The sequence below is a fragment of the Burkholderia sp. BCC1972 genome (assembly GCF_905339605.1).
Classification (GTDB): domain Bacteria; phylum Pseudomonadota; class Gammaproteobacteria; order Burkholderiales; family Burkholderiaceae; genus Burkholderia.
The window spans coordinates 254,103-267,694 of record NZ_CAJPGH010000006.1 but is presented as its reverse complement, the minus strand read 5'-3'; the positions used below and the strand labels follow the sequence as shown (position 1 = coordinate 267,694).

The following is a 13,592-nucleotide window of genomic DNA, read 5'->3' as shown; positions in this document are numbered from 1 at the left end:
CAAGCGCCGGCGTGCCCGCATGGAGAATCCCGGATCGACCGCCCCGAGGTCAGAAGCGCGTACGGATGCCCGAGGTCAGTTCGAGCTGGTTCTTCGCGCCGAACGTCGACGACACCGTGTAGCCGCCGTGCAGCTTCATGTAGTCGCCGGCGAGGTACACCTCGGTGCGCTTGCTCAGGTGATAGAACACCGACCCGTAGATCGTCTCCTTGAAGCCGTTGGCGACGCCGTTGGTCAGGCTGAACGCGCCGAGGTTGGCGTTCGGCGTGAAGCCGTCCGCGTTGTTCGCGGCGTTCTTGATGCGCATCTGCTGGTAGCCGAGCTCGTAGTCGAGCGCGCCCTTCGGCGCGATCTTCATCGACACCGTCCACGAATCGTCGTGACGCTGGCCGAGCGCGCCCTGGTCGCCGTTGTAGCGGAAGTAGCCGGCGTTCAGGCGCACGATGTCGAACGTGTAGTTGCCGCCGACCGAGAACGTCTGGTTCCGGTAGCCGTTGTGGTTCACGTGGTTGTAGAAGCCCGACACGTTGAACGGCCCGCCGTTGTAGCCGAGCGCGGCCTGATACGCGGAGCCGGTTGCGAACGAGGTCGAGTTGCTGAACTGGTAGCCGGCGCTTGCGAAGATGCCGTTGCTGAACAGCTTCTTCCACGCGACGCCGTTGTTGTAGCGCGTGCCGGTCGGGCCGGCCGCGTAGAAGATCATCTGCTTGAAGTTGTTCGAGTTGGTCCAGCCGCCTTCCTCGGTCGACAGCCTCGCGGAGCCGTACGCATCGCCGTAGATCGTGGCCGCATCGCGGGCGATCGTGTTCTGGAAGCCGGCCGTCAGCTTGCCGAAGCGCTCGTCCTCGACGCCCACCCACGCGTCGCGGTCGAAGATCTGGCCTTCATCTTCCATCTGGCCGTTCGCGACCACGAATTCGCTTTCGAGGCGGAAGATGATCTTCGTGCCGCCGCCGATGTCTTCGGCGCCTTTCAGGCCCCAGCGGCTGCCGCTGAACCACGGCTCGCCTGCGTTGCCCATCCCGATCACGTGATTGCCGTTCGCGTCGGCGTGGGTCCGGTAGGTCGGAAAGCTCAGGTCCATCAGGCCGTAGAGCTGCACGCTCGACTGCGCATGCGCCTGGGTGCCGGCGCACAGGCCAGCCGCCGCGATGGAAAGGGCAAGGGTTTTTCGTTTCAAGATCGTCTCCTCCGAGCTGCCGCATTGAAATCTTGTCGTTTGCAGTACGTAATGTATGCCGACTCTTGCCGGCCACAGCGAGAGGGCCGACGCGTAGCATCGTAGAACGTGCAATCCTTCACGCCGCTTTCCCGGACGCAGGAATCGGATCGGTGAAAACACCGAACGCGCAACGATCACGGATCAGGCAGGCGTGCACAAGCGGGCCTGCCGGGCATCCGGCTGGCCTGAACGACTTTTCGTGCTACGAATCGATGCTCCCCGCGTCGGGGCGTACCCGTCAGTCCTGCGTGCTCTTCATGCGCAGGATGTAACCGAGCCCGCGCAGCGTGATGATTTCGGCCGTGCTGCCCGCGAGATGCTTGCGCAGCCGGTGGATGTAGATGTCGATCGCGTCGGCGCTCGGCTCGTCGTCGAGCGCGAACACGCTGTCCATCAGCCGCGCCTTCGATACGGTCTTGTTCTGCTGCAGCATCAGCGTTTCGAGGATCGCATGCTCGCGGCGCCGCAGCGCGAGCACCGTTTCGCCGCAGCGGAATTCGCGCGTGCCGAATGCATAGACGAGGTCGCCGCACACGAGCTGCGTCGTGCCGACGCCGGCCTGCCGGCGGATCAGCGCGCGGATTCGCGCGACCAGTTCGCGCGATTCGAACGGCTTCACGACGTAGTCGTCGGCGCCCGCGCCGAAGCAGTCGACCTTGTCGTCGACCGAACCGTGCGCGGTCAGCATCAGCACCGGCACGTTGTCGTTGCGGCGCCGCAACCGGGCGAGCACCTCCTTGCCGCTGATGCCGGGCAGGCGCATGTCGAGCAGCACGGCGTCGTAGCGTTCGGTCTTCAGCACGGTGTCCGCGCGTTCGCCGTCGCCGACGCTGTCGACCGCGAAATCCTCGCCGCGCAACAGGTTCACGATCCAGTGCGCGAGCTCGGCGTTGTCTTCGACCAGCAAAAGTTTCATGACGGCGTTCTCTTCAATCGAAAGCGGGCAACCGCACGGTCACGACGATACCGCGATTGCCGGCTCCCGGCGCGAGCGATGCGCTGCCGCCGTGCGCCTGCGCGATCTCGCGGACGATCGCCAGCCCGAGGCCCGAGCCTTCGGTGTCGGCCGACACGCGGTAGAACCGCTTGAACACGTGCGGGCGCGCTTCGGGGGGGATGCCGGGGCCGTTGTCGACCACGTCGAGCACGACCGCGTCGCCGTCGCGCCGCGCGCAGACGGTCACGCAGCCGCCCGGCTGCGTGTAGCGCACCGCGTTGTCGACGAGGTTCATCACCAGCGCGGTCAGCAGGCTGTCGCTGCCCGCGACGTCGAGCCGCTCGCCGAGATCGGCGCCGAGGTCGATGTCGCGCCGCTGCGCGAGCACGATCGTCTCCTCCAGCACGCTCGACACCACCGCGGCAAGATCGACGCGATGGGTCAGCAGCGTCGACGGCGTCGCTTCCGCATGCGCGAGCAGCAGCAGCTTGTCGGTCACGTCGGCCATCTTGCGGCTGCTGCGCTGCATGCTGTCGAGCACCGTCGCGAGTTCCGGATCGTCCTGCCCGCGCCGCTGCGCATACTGGATCTGCGTATCGAGCACCGCGATCGGCGTGCGCAGCTGGTGCGCGGCATCCGCGATGAAGCGGCGCTGCGTGGCCGTGTGCGTGTTGAGCCGCGCGATGCACTGGTTGATCGCGTCGACGATCGGCCGCAGTTCGTGCTGCAGCCGCTCGGGGCGGATCGGCTCGAGTTCCATCGGCCCGCGGTCGGCCACATCGTCCTTCAGCTTCATCAGCGGGCGCAACTCGAAGGTGAGCCCGAGGTAGACGAGCACCACCGCGAGCACCAGCATCAGCGACAGGCGCACGAGCTGCGGCCGCCAGATCGTTGCGACCATCGCGCCGTGCGAGCGCGTCGTCTTCGCGACGACCACCGTGACGGTTTCGACCTGTCCTTCGTCGTACAGCTGGCGGTCGTAGGCCACCGCGCGCAGCGGCACGTTGTCGAGCGACGTGTCGTACAGCGTCGGCTCGACGCCGTGCCGCGCGGGCAGGTCGAGCGCCGGATTGCCGGCGAGCAGGCGGCCGTGGCCGTCGATCACCTTGTAGAACACCGAATCGCCCGACGGCGACTCGAAGATCTCCAGCGCGGCCGGCGGCACGTCGGCCGCCGGCCGCCCGTTGCGCCATTCGACGTCCTCGCCGATCGTGCGAGCGGACGCGACGAGCGCGCTGTCCTGCACGAGCGCGGCCGTGGTCCGCGCGGTGTCGTACGACATCGCGCCCGCGATCAGCACGAACACCGCGAGCGGCAGCAGCAGCCACCACAGCAGCCGCCCGCGCAGGCTGTGCGCCATCCCGTTGCGCTCCTTCTCCGAAATGCCGAACCGCGCCGGGGTCGCCGGCGCGGTCGGGTGTGTCATGTCAGGCGTGCGCCGGCGGCGTTCAGAACGCCGCGGGCCGCCACTTCAACAGCCGCTTCTCGAGCCAGGTCAGCAGGTAGTCGGCGGCCAGCGCGACCACGGCCAGCACGATCATCGCCGCGAACACGCCGCTCGCGTTGAACGCACCCTGGGCGGTGGAGATTAGCAGCCCGATGCCCTGTTTGGAACCCAGGAATTCGCCGACGACCGCACCGACCAGCGCGAAGCCGAAGCTCACGTGCAGGCTGGCGAGAATCCAGCTCAGAGCGGACGGGATCACGACGGACGTGGTGATCTGCCGGCGCGACGCGCCGAGGATCTGCGCGTTCGCGATCAGGTAGCGGTCGGCTTCGCGCACACCCTGGAACGCGTTGCCGAACACGACGAAGAACACCATCACGACGGCCAGCGCGATCTTCGACGCCATCCCGAGGCCGAGCGCGATCACGAAGATCGAGCCGAGCACGACGCGCGGGATCGAGTTCGCGATCTGGATGTAGAGGCCGAACACGTCGGCCATCAGCTTGTTGCGGCCGAGCACGATCCCGCAGATCACGCCGGCGACCGAGCCGATCACGAAACCGATCCCGGTTTCCTCGAGCGTGACCCACACCTGCGTGAGCAGCGGGCCCTGCGACGTGCCGTTCGCGAACCAGTCCTGGAGCTGCGCGAAGATCAGCGTCGGCTGCGAGAAGAAGAACGGGTCGATCCACTTGAGCCGCGCGGCGAGTTCCCAGCCGCCGAGCGCGACGACGAGCACGGCGATCCGCAGGCCGATGATCAGTTGCCGGCGGCGGCGCAGCCGGGTTTGAGCGGCGCGCGACTCGTCCTCGAGCGTCGTCGCCGGAATGGCGGTGGGGGGAAGCGTCATGTCGGTCATGCTCCTGTCCTTGCTGTCCTTGCCGTGCGGCGTATGCGTCAGCCGATCTGCACTTCTTCGCGCAGGTCGTGCCAGATGTCCTTGGAAATTTCGATGAAGCGCGTGTCGTAGCGGATCTCCGACGTGACGCGCGGGCGCGGCAGGTCGATCTCGTACACGCGCTTGAGCGTCGCGGGGCGCGCGGTCAGCACGAACACGCGGTCGGCGAGCGCGATCGCCTCTTCGAGATCGTGCGTGACGAACACGACCGAGCCCTTGTTCGCGGACCAGAGCTGCAGCAGCTCGTCCTGCATCAGCGTGCGCGTCTGCATGTCGAGCGCGGAGAACGGCTCGTCCATCAGCAGGATTTCGGGCTGGTTGATGAAGGTCTGCGCGAGCGCGACGCGCTTGCGCATCCCGCCCGAAAGCTGGTGCGGGTAGTGCTTCGTGAACTTGTCGAGGCCGACCTTGCGGATCCATTCCTCGGCCTGCGCATACGCGACGTCCTTCGAGCGGCCGCGAAACAACGGGCCCGCCGCGACGTTGTCGATCACGTTGCGCCACGGAAACACCGCGTCGGCCTGGAACACGAAGCCGATGCGCGGGTCGATCCCGTCGACCGGGCGGCCCATCACGCGGACTTCGCCCGACGCGGGCTTGAGCAGCCCGGTGATCAGGTTCAGCGTCGTCGACTTGCCGCATCCGGTCGGCCCGACGATCGCGATGAACTCGCCGCGCGCGACGCTCATGCTGAAGTCGCGCAACGCGACGGTGGCCTTGCCTTCCGGCGAAATGAAGCGGCACGACACGTTGCGAAACTCGATCGCCGGTGTGCTCGGGGAGACTGCCTGGTTCATCGCATGAATCCTGCGGGTGAAGAGGGCATCGCATCGTGGCGACGCCGGGCCGGCCAGCCGGACCGGAACGGGGGAGCGCACGGCGGCGGGATCGCCGCCGCCGGCGCCGCTGCTTACTTCGCGTTCACGAAATCGTTCGTGAAGGTGCGCGCGAGGTCGATGTGCTTGCCCTTCACCGACGGGTTGAACGCCGACAGCACCTTCAGCACGGTCGCCGGGCCGTCGGCCGGCATCTTCGCGTCGGCCGTGTACATCGGCAGCGACGCCTTCAGCGCGGACACGTACAGCGCCTTGTCCTTCTGGTAGTCGGCCGGCATCTTCGCGGCGATTTCGTCGGCGCTGTGCGTGTGGATGAACTGCATCGTCTTCGCGAACGCGTGCGCGAGCTTGGTCGCTTCCGCCTTGTGCGAATCGGCCCAGGCCGACTGCACGTACAGGCTCGCGGCCGGGTAGGTGCCGCCGAGCGCGGCGCGCGTGCCTTCCAGCGTGCGCAGGTCGACCAGCACCTTCGCGTCGCCCATCTTCTCGAGCGCGGACACCGTCGGCTCGGTCGTCATCCCGGCGTCGATCCGGCCCTGCTTGATCGCGGCGATGAAGCTCGCGTCGGCACCGACCGGCAGCATCGTGTACTGCGTCGACTGCACGCCATGCTGCAGCGCGAGGAATTGCGTGAGGAAGCTCGTCGACGAGCCGAGGCCCGTCACGCCGAGCGTCTTGCCTTTCGCGTCGGCCATCGACTTGAACGTCGGCGCGGCCTTGGTCGACACCATCTCGACTTCGCCCGGCACCTGGCACAACACGGCGATCGCCTTTACGTCCTTGCCCTTGCTCTGCAGGTCGACCGTGTGGTCGTAGAAGCCGACGACGCCCTGCACGGCGCCCGCGAGCAGCTCGTTCTCGGCGTCGACGCCGGCCGGCTGCGACAGCAGCTCGACATCGAGCCCTTCCGCCTTGAAGTAGCCGAGTTCCTGCGTGAGCCGCGCGGGCAGGTAGATCAGCTTCGCGATCCCGCCGACCATGATCGTGATCTTGCCGCCGTCGTCGGCGAAGGCGGGGTGAGCGGCAAGCGCGCAGCTCAGGCTGGCTGCCACGGCGAGGGTGCGCAGGATGGGTCGCATCGGGTCGTCTCCGTTCGTTGTATTCGTCTGGCGCGATGCTTGCTGCATCGTCACGACGAGTATAGGGACGCGAAACCTTCCGCTACCTTTCGCGGGCCGGCGATTCTTTTAGGGGTTTTCCAGCAACGGGGGGCGGAACGGGCGCGACACGCGCCGAAGCGGGGCGAAAGCGGCCTGCCGGGCGTCACCGCCAGCCGATCAGCACCCGCCCCATCGCATCGAGCCCCATGTCGAACAGGTGCGACACGAACGGCACGAGGTTCGGGATCATCAGTTGCACGAGCAACAGCCCGACGATCAGCGTGACGGGAAAGCCGATCTGGTACATGCCGATCTGCGGCGCCGCGCGGTTCAGGATGCCGAGCGCGAGGTTCGCGATCAGCAGCGCCACGACCACCGGCAGCGACAGCAGCAGCCCCATCTCGAACACGGTTACGCCGAACGCGGCAAGCGTGCGCCAGCCCGGCGCGTGCAGCAGGTCGGCCGACACCGGCAGCGACTGGAACGACGCGGCGAGCGCGGCGAATACCTGCAGGTGGCCGTCCACGGCCAGGAACGCGAGCATCGCGACCGCGTTCAGGAACCGGCCCATCGCGGGCGTCGCGCCGCTCGAATGCGGATCGAAGAAGGTCGCGAAGCCGAGCCCCATCGACAGCCCGATAAAGTCGCCGGCCGCCTCGACGGCCGCGAACACGAGCTGCATCGTGAAGCCCATCGCGACGCCGATCAGGAACTGCGTGACGACGATCCAGATGCCCTGCGCGGAGAACACGGTGACGTCCGGCATCGCGCCGAGCGTCGGCGCGACGACGAGCGCCATGAACGCGGCGGCACCGATCTTCACGCGCACCGGCACGGCCGCGTGGCCGACCATGGGCGCGGTCGCGACGAGCGCGAGCATCCGCACGAACGGCCACAGGAAGGCCGTCAGCCAGCCGTTGAGCTGCGCGTAGGTGACCGAGAACATCGTCGTGGAACGGCGCCGGACGCGCGGCTCAGCCGACGCCGAGCGTCGCGACGTGCAGCAGCGTCTGCCGCAGGTAGTCGAGCATCGTCGTCAGCATCCACGGACCGGCGATCACGAGCGTCGCGGCGACCGCGAGCAGCTTCGGGATGAACGACAGCGTCGGTTCGTTGATCTGCGTCGCGGCCTGGAACAGGCTCACGACGAGGCCGACCGCGAGCGCGACCAGCAGCAGCGGGGCCGCGAGCAGCAGGCCGATCATCATCGCCTGGTGCGCCAGCGTCATCACTTGTTCGGGCGTCATCGCGCGAATCCTCCGCCGCTTAGGTGAAGCTCTGCGCGAGCGAGCCGATCAGCAGCTGCCAGCCGTCGACCAGCACGAACAGCATCAGCTTGAACGGCAGCGATACGGTGGACGGCGACACCATCATCATCCCCATCGACATCAGCACGCTCGCGACGACCATGTCGATGATCAGGAACGGGATGAACACCGTGAAGCCGATCTGGAAGCCGGTCTTCAGCTCGCTCGTGACGAACGCGGGCACCAGCAGCGACAGCGGCACGTCCTCGGGGCCCTGCATCGGCGCAGCCTTCGAGATCTTCGCGAACAGCGCGAGATCGGTCTCGCGGGTCTGCTTCAGCATGAAGGTCTTGAACGGCGCGATGCCGCGCTGCACGGCCTGCTCCATCGGCAGCGAGCCGTCGGAGAACGGCTTGTAGCCGTCGTTGTACGCACGGTCGAGCACCGGCGACATCACGAAGAAGGTGAGGAACATCGCGAGGCCGACGAGCACCTGGTTCGGCGGCGTCGTCGCGGTGCCGAGCGCCTGGCGCAGCAGCGACAGCACGATGATGATGCGCGTGAAGCTCGTCATCATCAGCAGCATCGCCGGCAGGAACGACAGCATCGTGAGCAGCAGCATCGTCTGCACGCTCAGCGAATAGGTGGTGCCGCCGTGCGGGCCCGGGCTCGTGTTGAACGCGGGCAGGCCGTTCGCCTGCGCATACGCGAACGCGGGGGCGAGGCAGAGGATCAGCACGGGCGCGACGCGCGCCGCGTGATGCAGGAATGCGTGTTTCATCGGAATGCGGAGACGGAAAGAGGGCGCGGCGCCATGTCAGCGGTCCTTGCCGCGACCGAGGCGTTTCGCGGCTTCGCCCGCGAGCGCGTCGCGAAACCGCGAGCCGAACGTGCCGGGCAGGGCGCCGTCGGACGGGTTGCCGCCGGCGGGTGCGTCGGCCGACGTGGAAGCCGTTGTTGCCGCCGGGCCGGCCGGCAGCGTATGCAGCAGGCGCACGTTGCCCGGCGCGACGCCGAGCACGAGCCAGGTGTCGCCGATCTCGACGATCGTCGCGCTTTCCTTCGCGCCGACCGCGACGCTCGACACGACCTTCAGCGGGCCGCCGCGCCGCGCGGGCTGGAACCCGAAGCGGCGCGCGAGCCACGCGCATGCGAACACGAGGCCGATCACGACCGCGAGCCCGACGAGCGTCTGCAGTACCGCGCCGATGCCGAGCGACGGCGCGGCCGAGCCGACCATCACGCTCGACGCGATCGAACCGGCGTGGTTCACCGCGTTCATGTCGGCGGCGCCGGCCGGCGCGCACGCGAACGATGCGGCAGCGGCGAGCGCCGCCGCTGCGATCGTGCGGCGCACGCGGTGGCCAGGCTTCACGACATTCACCGGTTCAGCTTCCGGATGCGTTCGGCCGGCGTGATGATGTCGGTCAGGCGGATGCCGAACTTGTCGTTGACGACCACGACCTCGCCCTGCGCGATCAGGCAGCCGTTCACGAGCACGTCCATCGGCTCGCCGGCGAGGCCGTCCAGCTCGACGACCGACCCCTGCGCGAGCTGCAGCAGGTTGCGGATCGCGATCTTCGTGCGGCCGAGCTCCACGGTCATCTTGACCGGGATGTCGAGGATCATCTCGATGTCGTTGTGCGTCGAGCTCGGCGCGGCCTTCGACAGCGGCTGGAACACGCCGGCGCCCGTCGCGCCCGCCTGCACCGGCTGCTCGTTCTGTTCGGCGAGCGCGGCCGCCCAGTCGTCCATGCCAGGATCTTCCTCCGCCGCGGCCGGGGCAGCGTGCGTGTCGGCGGCCGAAGCCGCGAGGGCCGCGTCGGCCATCGCCTGGATGTCGTCGTCGGGCGTCTGGTTCAGCTCACTCATATCCACCTTCCTTCATCGTATCGCCCGCGCTGATCATCTTCTGCACGCGCAACGCATATTGACCATTGAAAATTCCGTAGCCGCATTCCATCACCGGCACGCCGTCGACCTTCGCGGTGATCGTGTCCTCGATCTCCAGCGGCAGCACGTCGCCCGCGCGCAGGTTCAGGATCTTCTCGAAGGTCGACGAGATCTCGGCGAGATTCGCGCTCAGCTCGACCTCGGCGGCCTGCACCTGCTGCGACAGCACGCGCACCCAGCGGCGGTCGACTTCGAGCGCCTCGCCCTGGATCGGCGACGCGAGCACGTCGCGGATCGGCTCGACCATCGAGTACGGCATGCAGATGTGCAGCGTGCCGCCCGTCGGCCCGAACTCGATCGAGAACTGCGTGACGATCACGATCTCGTTCGGCGTCGCGACGTTCGCGAACTGCGTGTGCATCTCCGAGCGCACGAATTCGAACTGCAGCGGCCGCACGCTCTTCCACGCGGTCGTGTAGTGCTCGAACACGAGGTTCAGCAGCTTGCCGATGATCCGCTGCTCGGTGGCCGTGAAGTCGCGGCCTTCGACGCGCGTGTGAAAGCGCCCGTCGCCGCCGAACAGGTTGTCGACGACGAAGAACACGAGGTTCGGGTCGAACACGAACAGCGACGTGCCGCGCAGCGGCTTCACGTGCACCAGGTTCAGGTTCGTCGGGATCGGCAGGTTGCGGGTGAACTCGCTGTACTTCTGCACCTTCACCTGGCTGACGGAGATTTCAGCCGTGCGCCGCATGAAGTTGAAGATGCCGATCCGCAAGAGGCGCGCAAAACGGTCGTTGATGATCTCGAGGCCGGGCATCCGGCCGCGGACGATCCGCTCCTGCGTCGCGATGTTGTAGGGGCGGACGCCCGAATTGTCGCGCTGCTCGTCGACAGAATCGGTTTCGCCCGTGACGCCCTTGAGGAGGGCATCGACCTCCTCCTGGGACATGAACTCCTGGTGACCCATACGCGCTCCTTTCTCGGCCGCGTTACTGGACGACGAACTCGGTGAACAGCACGTCGTCGACCTTCGCGCGCTGGTTGCCCGGCTGCGTCGGCTGCTCGATCAGGGCCCGCAGTTCCTTCGCGAGCGAATGCTTGCCGTCCGGCGTCGCGAGATCCTCGGGATGCTTGTTCGACAGCGCGAGCAGGATCCGGCTGCGGATCTCCGGCATCCGCGCGGTCAGTTGCTCCTGCGCCTTCGGGTCGGTGAGCTTCAGAGACAGGCCGACGCGCAGGTAGTGCTGCGCGCCGTCGTCCGACTGCAGGTTCACGGTCAGCGGGTCGAGCGGGAAGAACACCGGCGCGGCCAGCGGCGGCGGCTCGGCGGGCGCGCTCGCATGGCCGACGCCTGCCTTGCTCAGGAACACGTACATGCCGCCGGCGGCGGCAGCGGCTGCGCCCAGCGCGACGATGGCGATGAGTGCGATGCGCTTGAACTTGCCGGACGAAGCCGGCTTGTCGGCGGTCGGGTTTGCGGTCGTGGAGGCCATGTGAATGCGTGCGTGATGTCTCGTAGCATGCATTGTTCGGCATCCGGGCCGAGCCCGATGGGCGGAACAGAGGGGGGATTTGCGGCTATCTCAGCCGATTGTCGGCCGGGTGTCGGCCGGATGCAGGGTGGCGGGGCCGGCGAAACGCGGCGGGACGGCACGCGGGGTGGGCGTCGGCCGCCCCGCGCGCGGGTGTCAGATCGGCAGCAGCGTCAGCAGCGGCGCGATCAGCACCATCGCGACGCCCGCGATCATCATCGTGAGGCTCGACACGACGCCTTCCTCGTTGCCGATCTCGCGTGCCTTCGCGGTACCCACGCCGTGGGCGGCCGCGCCGAACAGCGCGCCGCGCGCGAGCCGCGTGCGCATCGGCACGAGTGCGAGCACGAGTTCGCCGAGCAGCATCCCGCAGATGCCGGTCGCGATCACGAACAGCGCCGTGAGGTCTTTCGGCGCGTGGATCCTGTCCGACACGGCGAGCGCGAACGGCGTCGACACCGAGCGCGTCATCAGCGAGCGCTGCAGCTCCGGCGACAGGTGCAGCAGCTTCGCGAGCAGCAGCGACCCGCACACGCCCGCGCCGATTCCGACCGCGACGCCGACCGACAGCGACAGCCAGTGGCGGCGGATCAGGTCGCGATACTCGTAGATCGGCACCGCGAACGCGATCGTCGCCGGGCCGAGCAGCCACATCAGCCAGCGCGTGTCGCGGAAGTAGACCGAATACGGGATGCCGGTCACCAGCACGAGCAACACCAGCACGCCCGGCACGAACACGAGCGGCGAGAACAGCAGCGTCTTCTTGTACGCGTAGAGCCGCTTCGACAGGAAATACAGCACGACCGTCAGCACGAAGCAGCCGACGGAGATCGCGGTGTTCACGCGGTCGGCGGACAGGTTCGATAGCGCGGCAAGCATGGCGGCTCCGGCTCAGTGCGCGGACACGGCGCTCAGGCGCGTGCGGCGGCGTTCGGCGAACACGCGCTGCGCGGCGAGCCGGCGTTCGAGCTTCGCGGCGAGATCGACCGCGACGGCGACCGCGACCATCACGAACGCGGTGCCGGCGAGCATCACCAGCGCGATGCGCCAGCCGTCCTCGCGGAACAGCCCGCCGTACTGCACGGCCGCGACGGCGGCCGGCACGAAGAACAGCAGCATGTCGGACAGCAGCCAGTTCGCGCCGTCCTTCACCCACGCGGGCGCGACGCGGCCCGAGAACAGCAGCGCGAGGAGCACCGCGAGGCCGATCACGCCGGAAGGGATCGGCAGCCCGACCTTGCGCACGGCCCAGTCGACGGCCATCCACAACACGCCGAGCGCGGCGGCCTGCAGCACGATCCGGCCCGTATGCGCGAGGCTGCCCGAAGCGGCAGGGCGGGCGGCGGTGGTCGGCTTGGTCATGGCGGGCTCCATACAGATCGTGCGTTGATGGTGTGAGTATAGGGTTTCCCCTAACCATAAATAAAATGACTTGTCTCTATCCTTGTCATTCCAATTCGGAATTCAGCTTGGGATCGCCGCACCAATTTGGGGAGATATCGATGGAATTGCGCGCACTGCGGTACTTCGTCGAGGTGGTCCGCCAGCAGAGCTTCACGGCGGCCGCCGACAAGCTGTTCGTGACGCAGCCGACCATCAGCAAGATGGTGAAGGCGCTCGAGGACGAGATCGGTTCGCCGCTGCTACTGCGCGACGGCCGGCAGATGGTGCTGACCGATGCGGGGCGGATCGTGTTCCAGCGCGGCCAGGACGTGCTCGCCGCGCAGGCGCAGCTGCAGTCGGAGCTGAAGGATCTCGGTACGCTCGGCCGCGGCGAGCTGACGATCGGCATCCCGCCGCTCGGCGGTTCGCTGTTCACGCCGATCATCGCCGCGTACAAGCAGCGCTACCCGAACATCGAGCTGAAGCTGTTCGAGCAGGGCGCGCGGATGATCGAGGCCGCGCTGACGTCGGGCGAGCTGGAGCTCGGCGGGTTGCTGGAGCCGGTCGATCCCGGCACCTTCGAGCGGCTGCCGATGGTGCGCGCGCCGCTGTGGCTCGTCGCGCCGCGCGAGTCGCGCTGGGAGGATCACGCGGCCGTGCCGCTCGCCGATCTCGCGCGCGAGTCGTTCGTGTTCTATGCGGAAAGCCTCGCACTGCACGACGCGGTGCTCGATGCGTGCCGGCAGGTCGGCTTCACGCCGTCGATCGTGAGCCGCAGCGGCCACTGGGATTTCATGGCCGCGCTCGTGCATGCGGGCGTCGGCATCGCGCTGCTGCCCGAGCCGTATTGCCGGCGGCTCGACGCCAGCCAGTTCACGTGCCGGCCGATCGTCGAGCCGGAAATCACGTGGGCGATCGCGCTCGGCTGGCTGAAGAAGGGCTACCTGTCGCACGCGGCGCGCGCGTGGCTCGACGTCGCGCGGGCGACGCTGCCGCTCGCGCCGGCCGACGATCTGGCGTTCGGGGGATTGCGGGCGAGGGAGTGAGGTCGGACCACCGGGCGATGAAGCGAACGGTGAAACAAAAAGGGCGGC

16 protein-coding genes are annotated in these 13,592 nt (G+C 67.8%); 1 reads left to right on the top strand and 15 read right to left on the bottom strand.

Features of this window, described 5'->3' with window-relative positions:
- Positions 1–49: 49 nt before the first annotated feature.
- From U5798_RS12495 to U5798_RS12425, 15 genes are all read right to left on the bottom strand, one after another.
- A complete protein-coding gene (locus tag U5798_RS12495) occupies positions 50–1,180 on the bottom strand; it encodes a porin (protein WP_322082182.1) in 1,131 nt (376 codons plus the stop codon).
- Between the two features lie 280 nt (positions 1,181–1,460).
- On the bottom strand, positions 1,461–2,138 hold the full coding sequence (locus tag U5798_RS12490) for a response regulator (RefSeq protein WP_041492705.1): 678 nt from the start codon (positions 2,136–2,138) through the stop codon (positions 1,461–1,463).
- Positions 2,139–2,151: 13 nt separating this feature from the next.
- Positions 2,152–3,519 (bottom strand): sensor histidine kinase, encoded by a 1,368-nt coding sequence (locus U5798_RS12485; protein ID WP_322082197.1) that lies wholly within the window; start codon positions 3,517–3,519, stop codon positions 2,152–2,154.
- Between the two features lie 88 nt (positions 3,520–3,607).
- Positions 3,608–4,465: an ABC transporter permease gene (locus tag U5798_RS12480; protein WP_124454528.1), complete on the bottom strand. Its 858-nt coding sequence runs from the start codon at positions 4,463–4,465 to the stop codon at positions 3,608–3,610.
- A gap of 38 nt (positions 4,466–4,503) precedes the next feature.
- Positions 4,504–5,301 carry an ABC transporter ATP-binding protein gene (locus U5798_RS12475; RefSeq protein WP_027788757.1) on the bottom strand — a complete coding sequence of 266 codons (798 nt, stop codon included), beginning with the start codon at positions 5,299–5,301 and terminating at the stop codon, positions 4,504–4,506.
- Positions 5,302–5,414: 113 nt separating this feature from the next.
- The gene (locus tag U5798_RS12470; protein WP_322082181.1) at positions 5,415–6,419 is read right to left on the bottom strand and encodes an ABC transporter substrate-binding protein; all 1,005 of its coding nucleotides are present in this window, start codon (positions 6,417–6,419) and stop codon (positions 5,415–5,417) included.
- 184 nt (positions 6,420–6,603) lie between these two features.
- On the bottom strand, positions 6,604–7,386 hold the full coding sequence (gene fliR, locus U5798_RS12465) for a flagellar biosynthetic protein FliR (protein WP_226122164.1): 783 nt from the start codon (positions 7,384–7,386) through the stop codon (positions 6,604–6,606).
- A 28-nt stretch (positions 7,387–7,414) separates the two neighbouring features.
- Complete coding sequence (gene fliQ, locus U5798_RS12460) at positions 7,415–7,687, bottom strand: flagellar biosynthesis protein FliQ (RefSeq protein ID WP_124454534.1); 273 nt, start codon at positions 7,685–7,687, stop codon at positions 7,415–7,417.
- A 19-nt stretch (positions 7,688–7,706) separates the two neighbouring features.
- Positions 7,707–8,468 carry a flagellar type III secretion system pore protein FliP gene (fliP, locus tag U5798_RS12455; RefSeq protein ID WP_124454536.1) on the bottom strand — a complete coding sequence of 254 codons (762 nt, stop codon included), beginning with the start codon at positions 8,466–8,468 and terminating at the stop codon, positions 7,707–7,709.
- A 36-nt stretch (positions 8,469–8,504) separates the two neighbouring features.
- Complete coding sequence (fliO, locus tag U5798_RS12450; RefSeq protein WP_322082180.1) at positions 8,505–9,071, bottom strand: flagellar biosynthetic protein FliO; 567 nt, start codon at positions 9,069–9,071, stop codon at positions 8,505–8,507.
- Positions 9,068–9,559, bottom strand: a complete 492-nt coding sequence (fliN, locus tag U5798_RS12445; RefSeq protein WP_124454539.1) for a flagellar motor switch protein FliN — start codon at positions 9,557–9,559, stop codon at positions 9,068–9,070. Before fliN ends, fliO begins: the two co-directional genes overlap by 4 nt.
- Positions 9,552–10,550: a flagellar motor switch protein FliM gene (fliM, locus tag U5798_RS12440; RefSeq protein ID WP_124454541.1), complete on the bottom strand. Its 999-nt coding sequence runs from the start codon at positions 10,548–10,550 to the stop codon at positions 9,552–9,554. Before fliM ends, fliN begins: the two co-directional genes overlap by 8 nt.
- Before the next feature lie 22 nt (positions 10,551–10,572).
- Positions 10,573–11,109: a flagellar basal body-associated protein FliL gene (fliL, locus tag U5798_RS12435; RefSeq protein WP_322082179.1), complete on the bottom strand. Its 537-nt coding sequence runs from the start codon at positions 11,107–11,109 to the stop codon at positions 10,573–10,575.
- A gap of 162 nt (positions 11,110–11,271) precedes the next feature.
- Positions 11,272–11,994, bottom strand: a complete 723-nt coding sequence (locus U5798_RS12430) for an LrgB family protein (RefSeq protein WP_322082178.1) — start codon at positions 11,992–11,994, stop codon at positions 11,272–11,274.
- Positions 11,995–12,006: 12 nt separating this feature from the next.
- Positions 12,007–12,477 carry a CidA/LrgA family protein gene (locus tag U5798_RS12425; protein ID WP_124454547.1) on the bottom strand — a complete coding sequence of 157 codons (471 nt, stop codon included), beginning with the start codon at positions 12,475–12,477 and terminating at the stop codon, positions 12,007–12,009.
- 140 nt (positions 12,478–12,617) lie between these two features.
- Here U5798_RS12425 and U5798_RS12420 point away from each other — a divergent pair, with 140 nt between their 5' ends.
- Positions 12,618–13,544: a LysR family transcriptional regulator gene (locus tag U5798_RS12420; RefSeq protein WP_322082177.1), complete on the top strand. Its 927-nt coding sequence runs from the start codon at positions 12,618–12,620 to the stop codon at positions 13,542–13,544.
- Positions 13,545–13,592: the final 48 nt, after the last annotated feature.

Excerpts from the sequence above, each read along its gene's own strand:
- U5798_RS12490 (WP_041492705.1), bottom strand. The coding sequence starts at position 2,138 with ATGAAACTTTTGCTGGTCGAAGACAACGCCGAGCTCGCGCACTGGATC.
- U5798_RS12485 (WP_322082197.1), bottom strand. The coding sequence starts at position 3,519 with ATGGCGCACAGCCTGCGCGGGCGGCTGCTGTGGTGGCTGCTGCTGCCG.
- U5798_RS12480 (WP_124454528.1), bottom strand. The coding sequence starts at position 4,465 with ATGACCGACATGACGCTTCCCCCCACCGCCATTCCGGCGACGACGCTC.
- U5798_RS12475 (WP_027788757.1), bottom strand. The coding sequence starts at position 5,301 with ATGAACCAGGCAGTCTCCCCGAGCACACCGGCGATCGAGTTTCGCAAC.
- U5798_RS12470 (WP_322082181.1), bottom strand. The coding sequence starts at position 6,419 with ATGCGACCCATCCTGCGCACCCTCGCCGTGGCAGCCAGCCTGAGCTGC.
- fliR (WP_226122164.1), bottom strand. The coding sequence starts at position 7,386 with ATGTTCTCGGTCACCTACGCGCAGCTCAACGGCTGGCTGACGGCCTTC.
- fliQ (WP_124454534.1), bottom strand. The coding sequence starts at position 7,687 with ATGACGCCCGAACAAGTGATGACGCTGGCGCACCAGGCGATGATGATC.
- fliP (WP_124454536.1), bottom strand. The coding sequence starts at position 8,468 with ATGAAACACGCATTCCTGCATCACGCGGCGCGCGTCGCGCCCGTGCTG.
- fliN (WP_124454539.1), bottom strand. The coding sequence starts at position 9,559 with ATGAGTGAGCTGAACCAGACGCCCGACGACGACATCCAGGCGATGGCC.
- fliM (WP_124454541.1), bottom strand. The coding sequence starts at position 10,550 with ATGGGTCACCAGGAGTTCATGTCCCAGGAGGAGGTCGATGCCCTCCTC.
- fliL (WP_322082179.1), bottom strand. The coding sequence starts at position 11,109 with ATGCATGCTACGAGACATCACGCACGCATTCACATGGCCTCCACGACC.
- U5798_RS12430 (WP_322082178.1), bottom strand. The coding sequence starts at position 11,994 with ATGCTTGCCGCGCTATCGAACCTGTCCGCCGACCGCGTGAACACCGCG.
- U5798_RS12425 (WP_124454547.1), bottom strand. The coding sequence starts at position 12,477 with ATGACCAAGCCGACCACCGCCGCCCGCCCTGCCGCTTCGGGCAGCCTC.
- U5798_RS12420 (WP_322082177.1), top strand. The coding sequence starts at position 12,618 with ATGGAATTGCGCGCACTGCGGTACTTCGTCGAGGTGGTCCGCCAGCAG.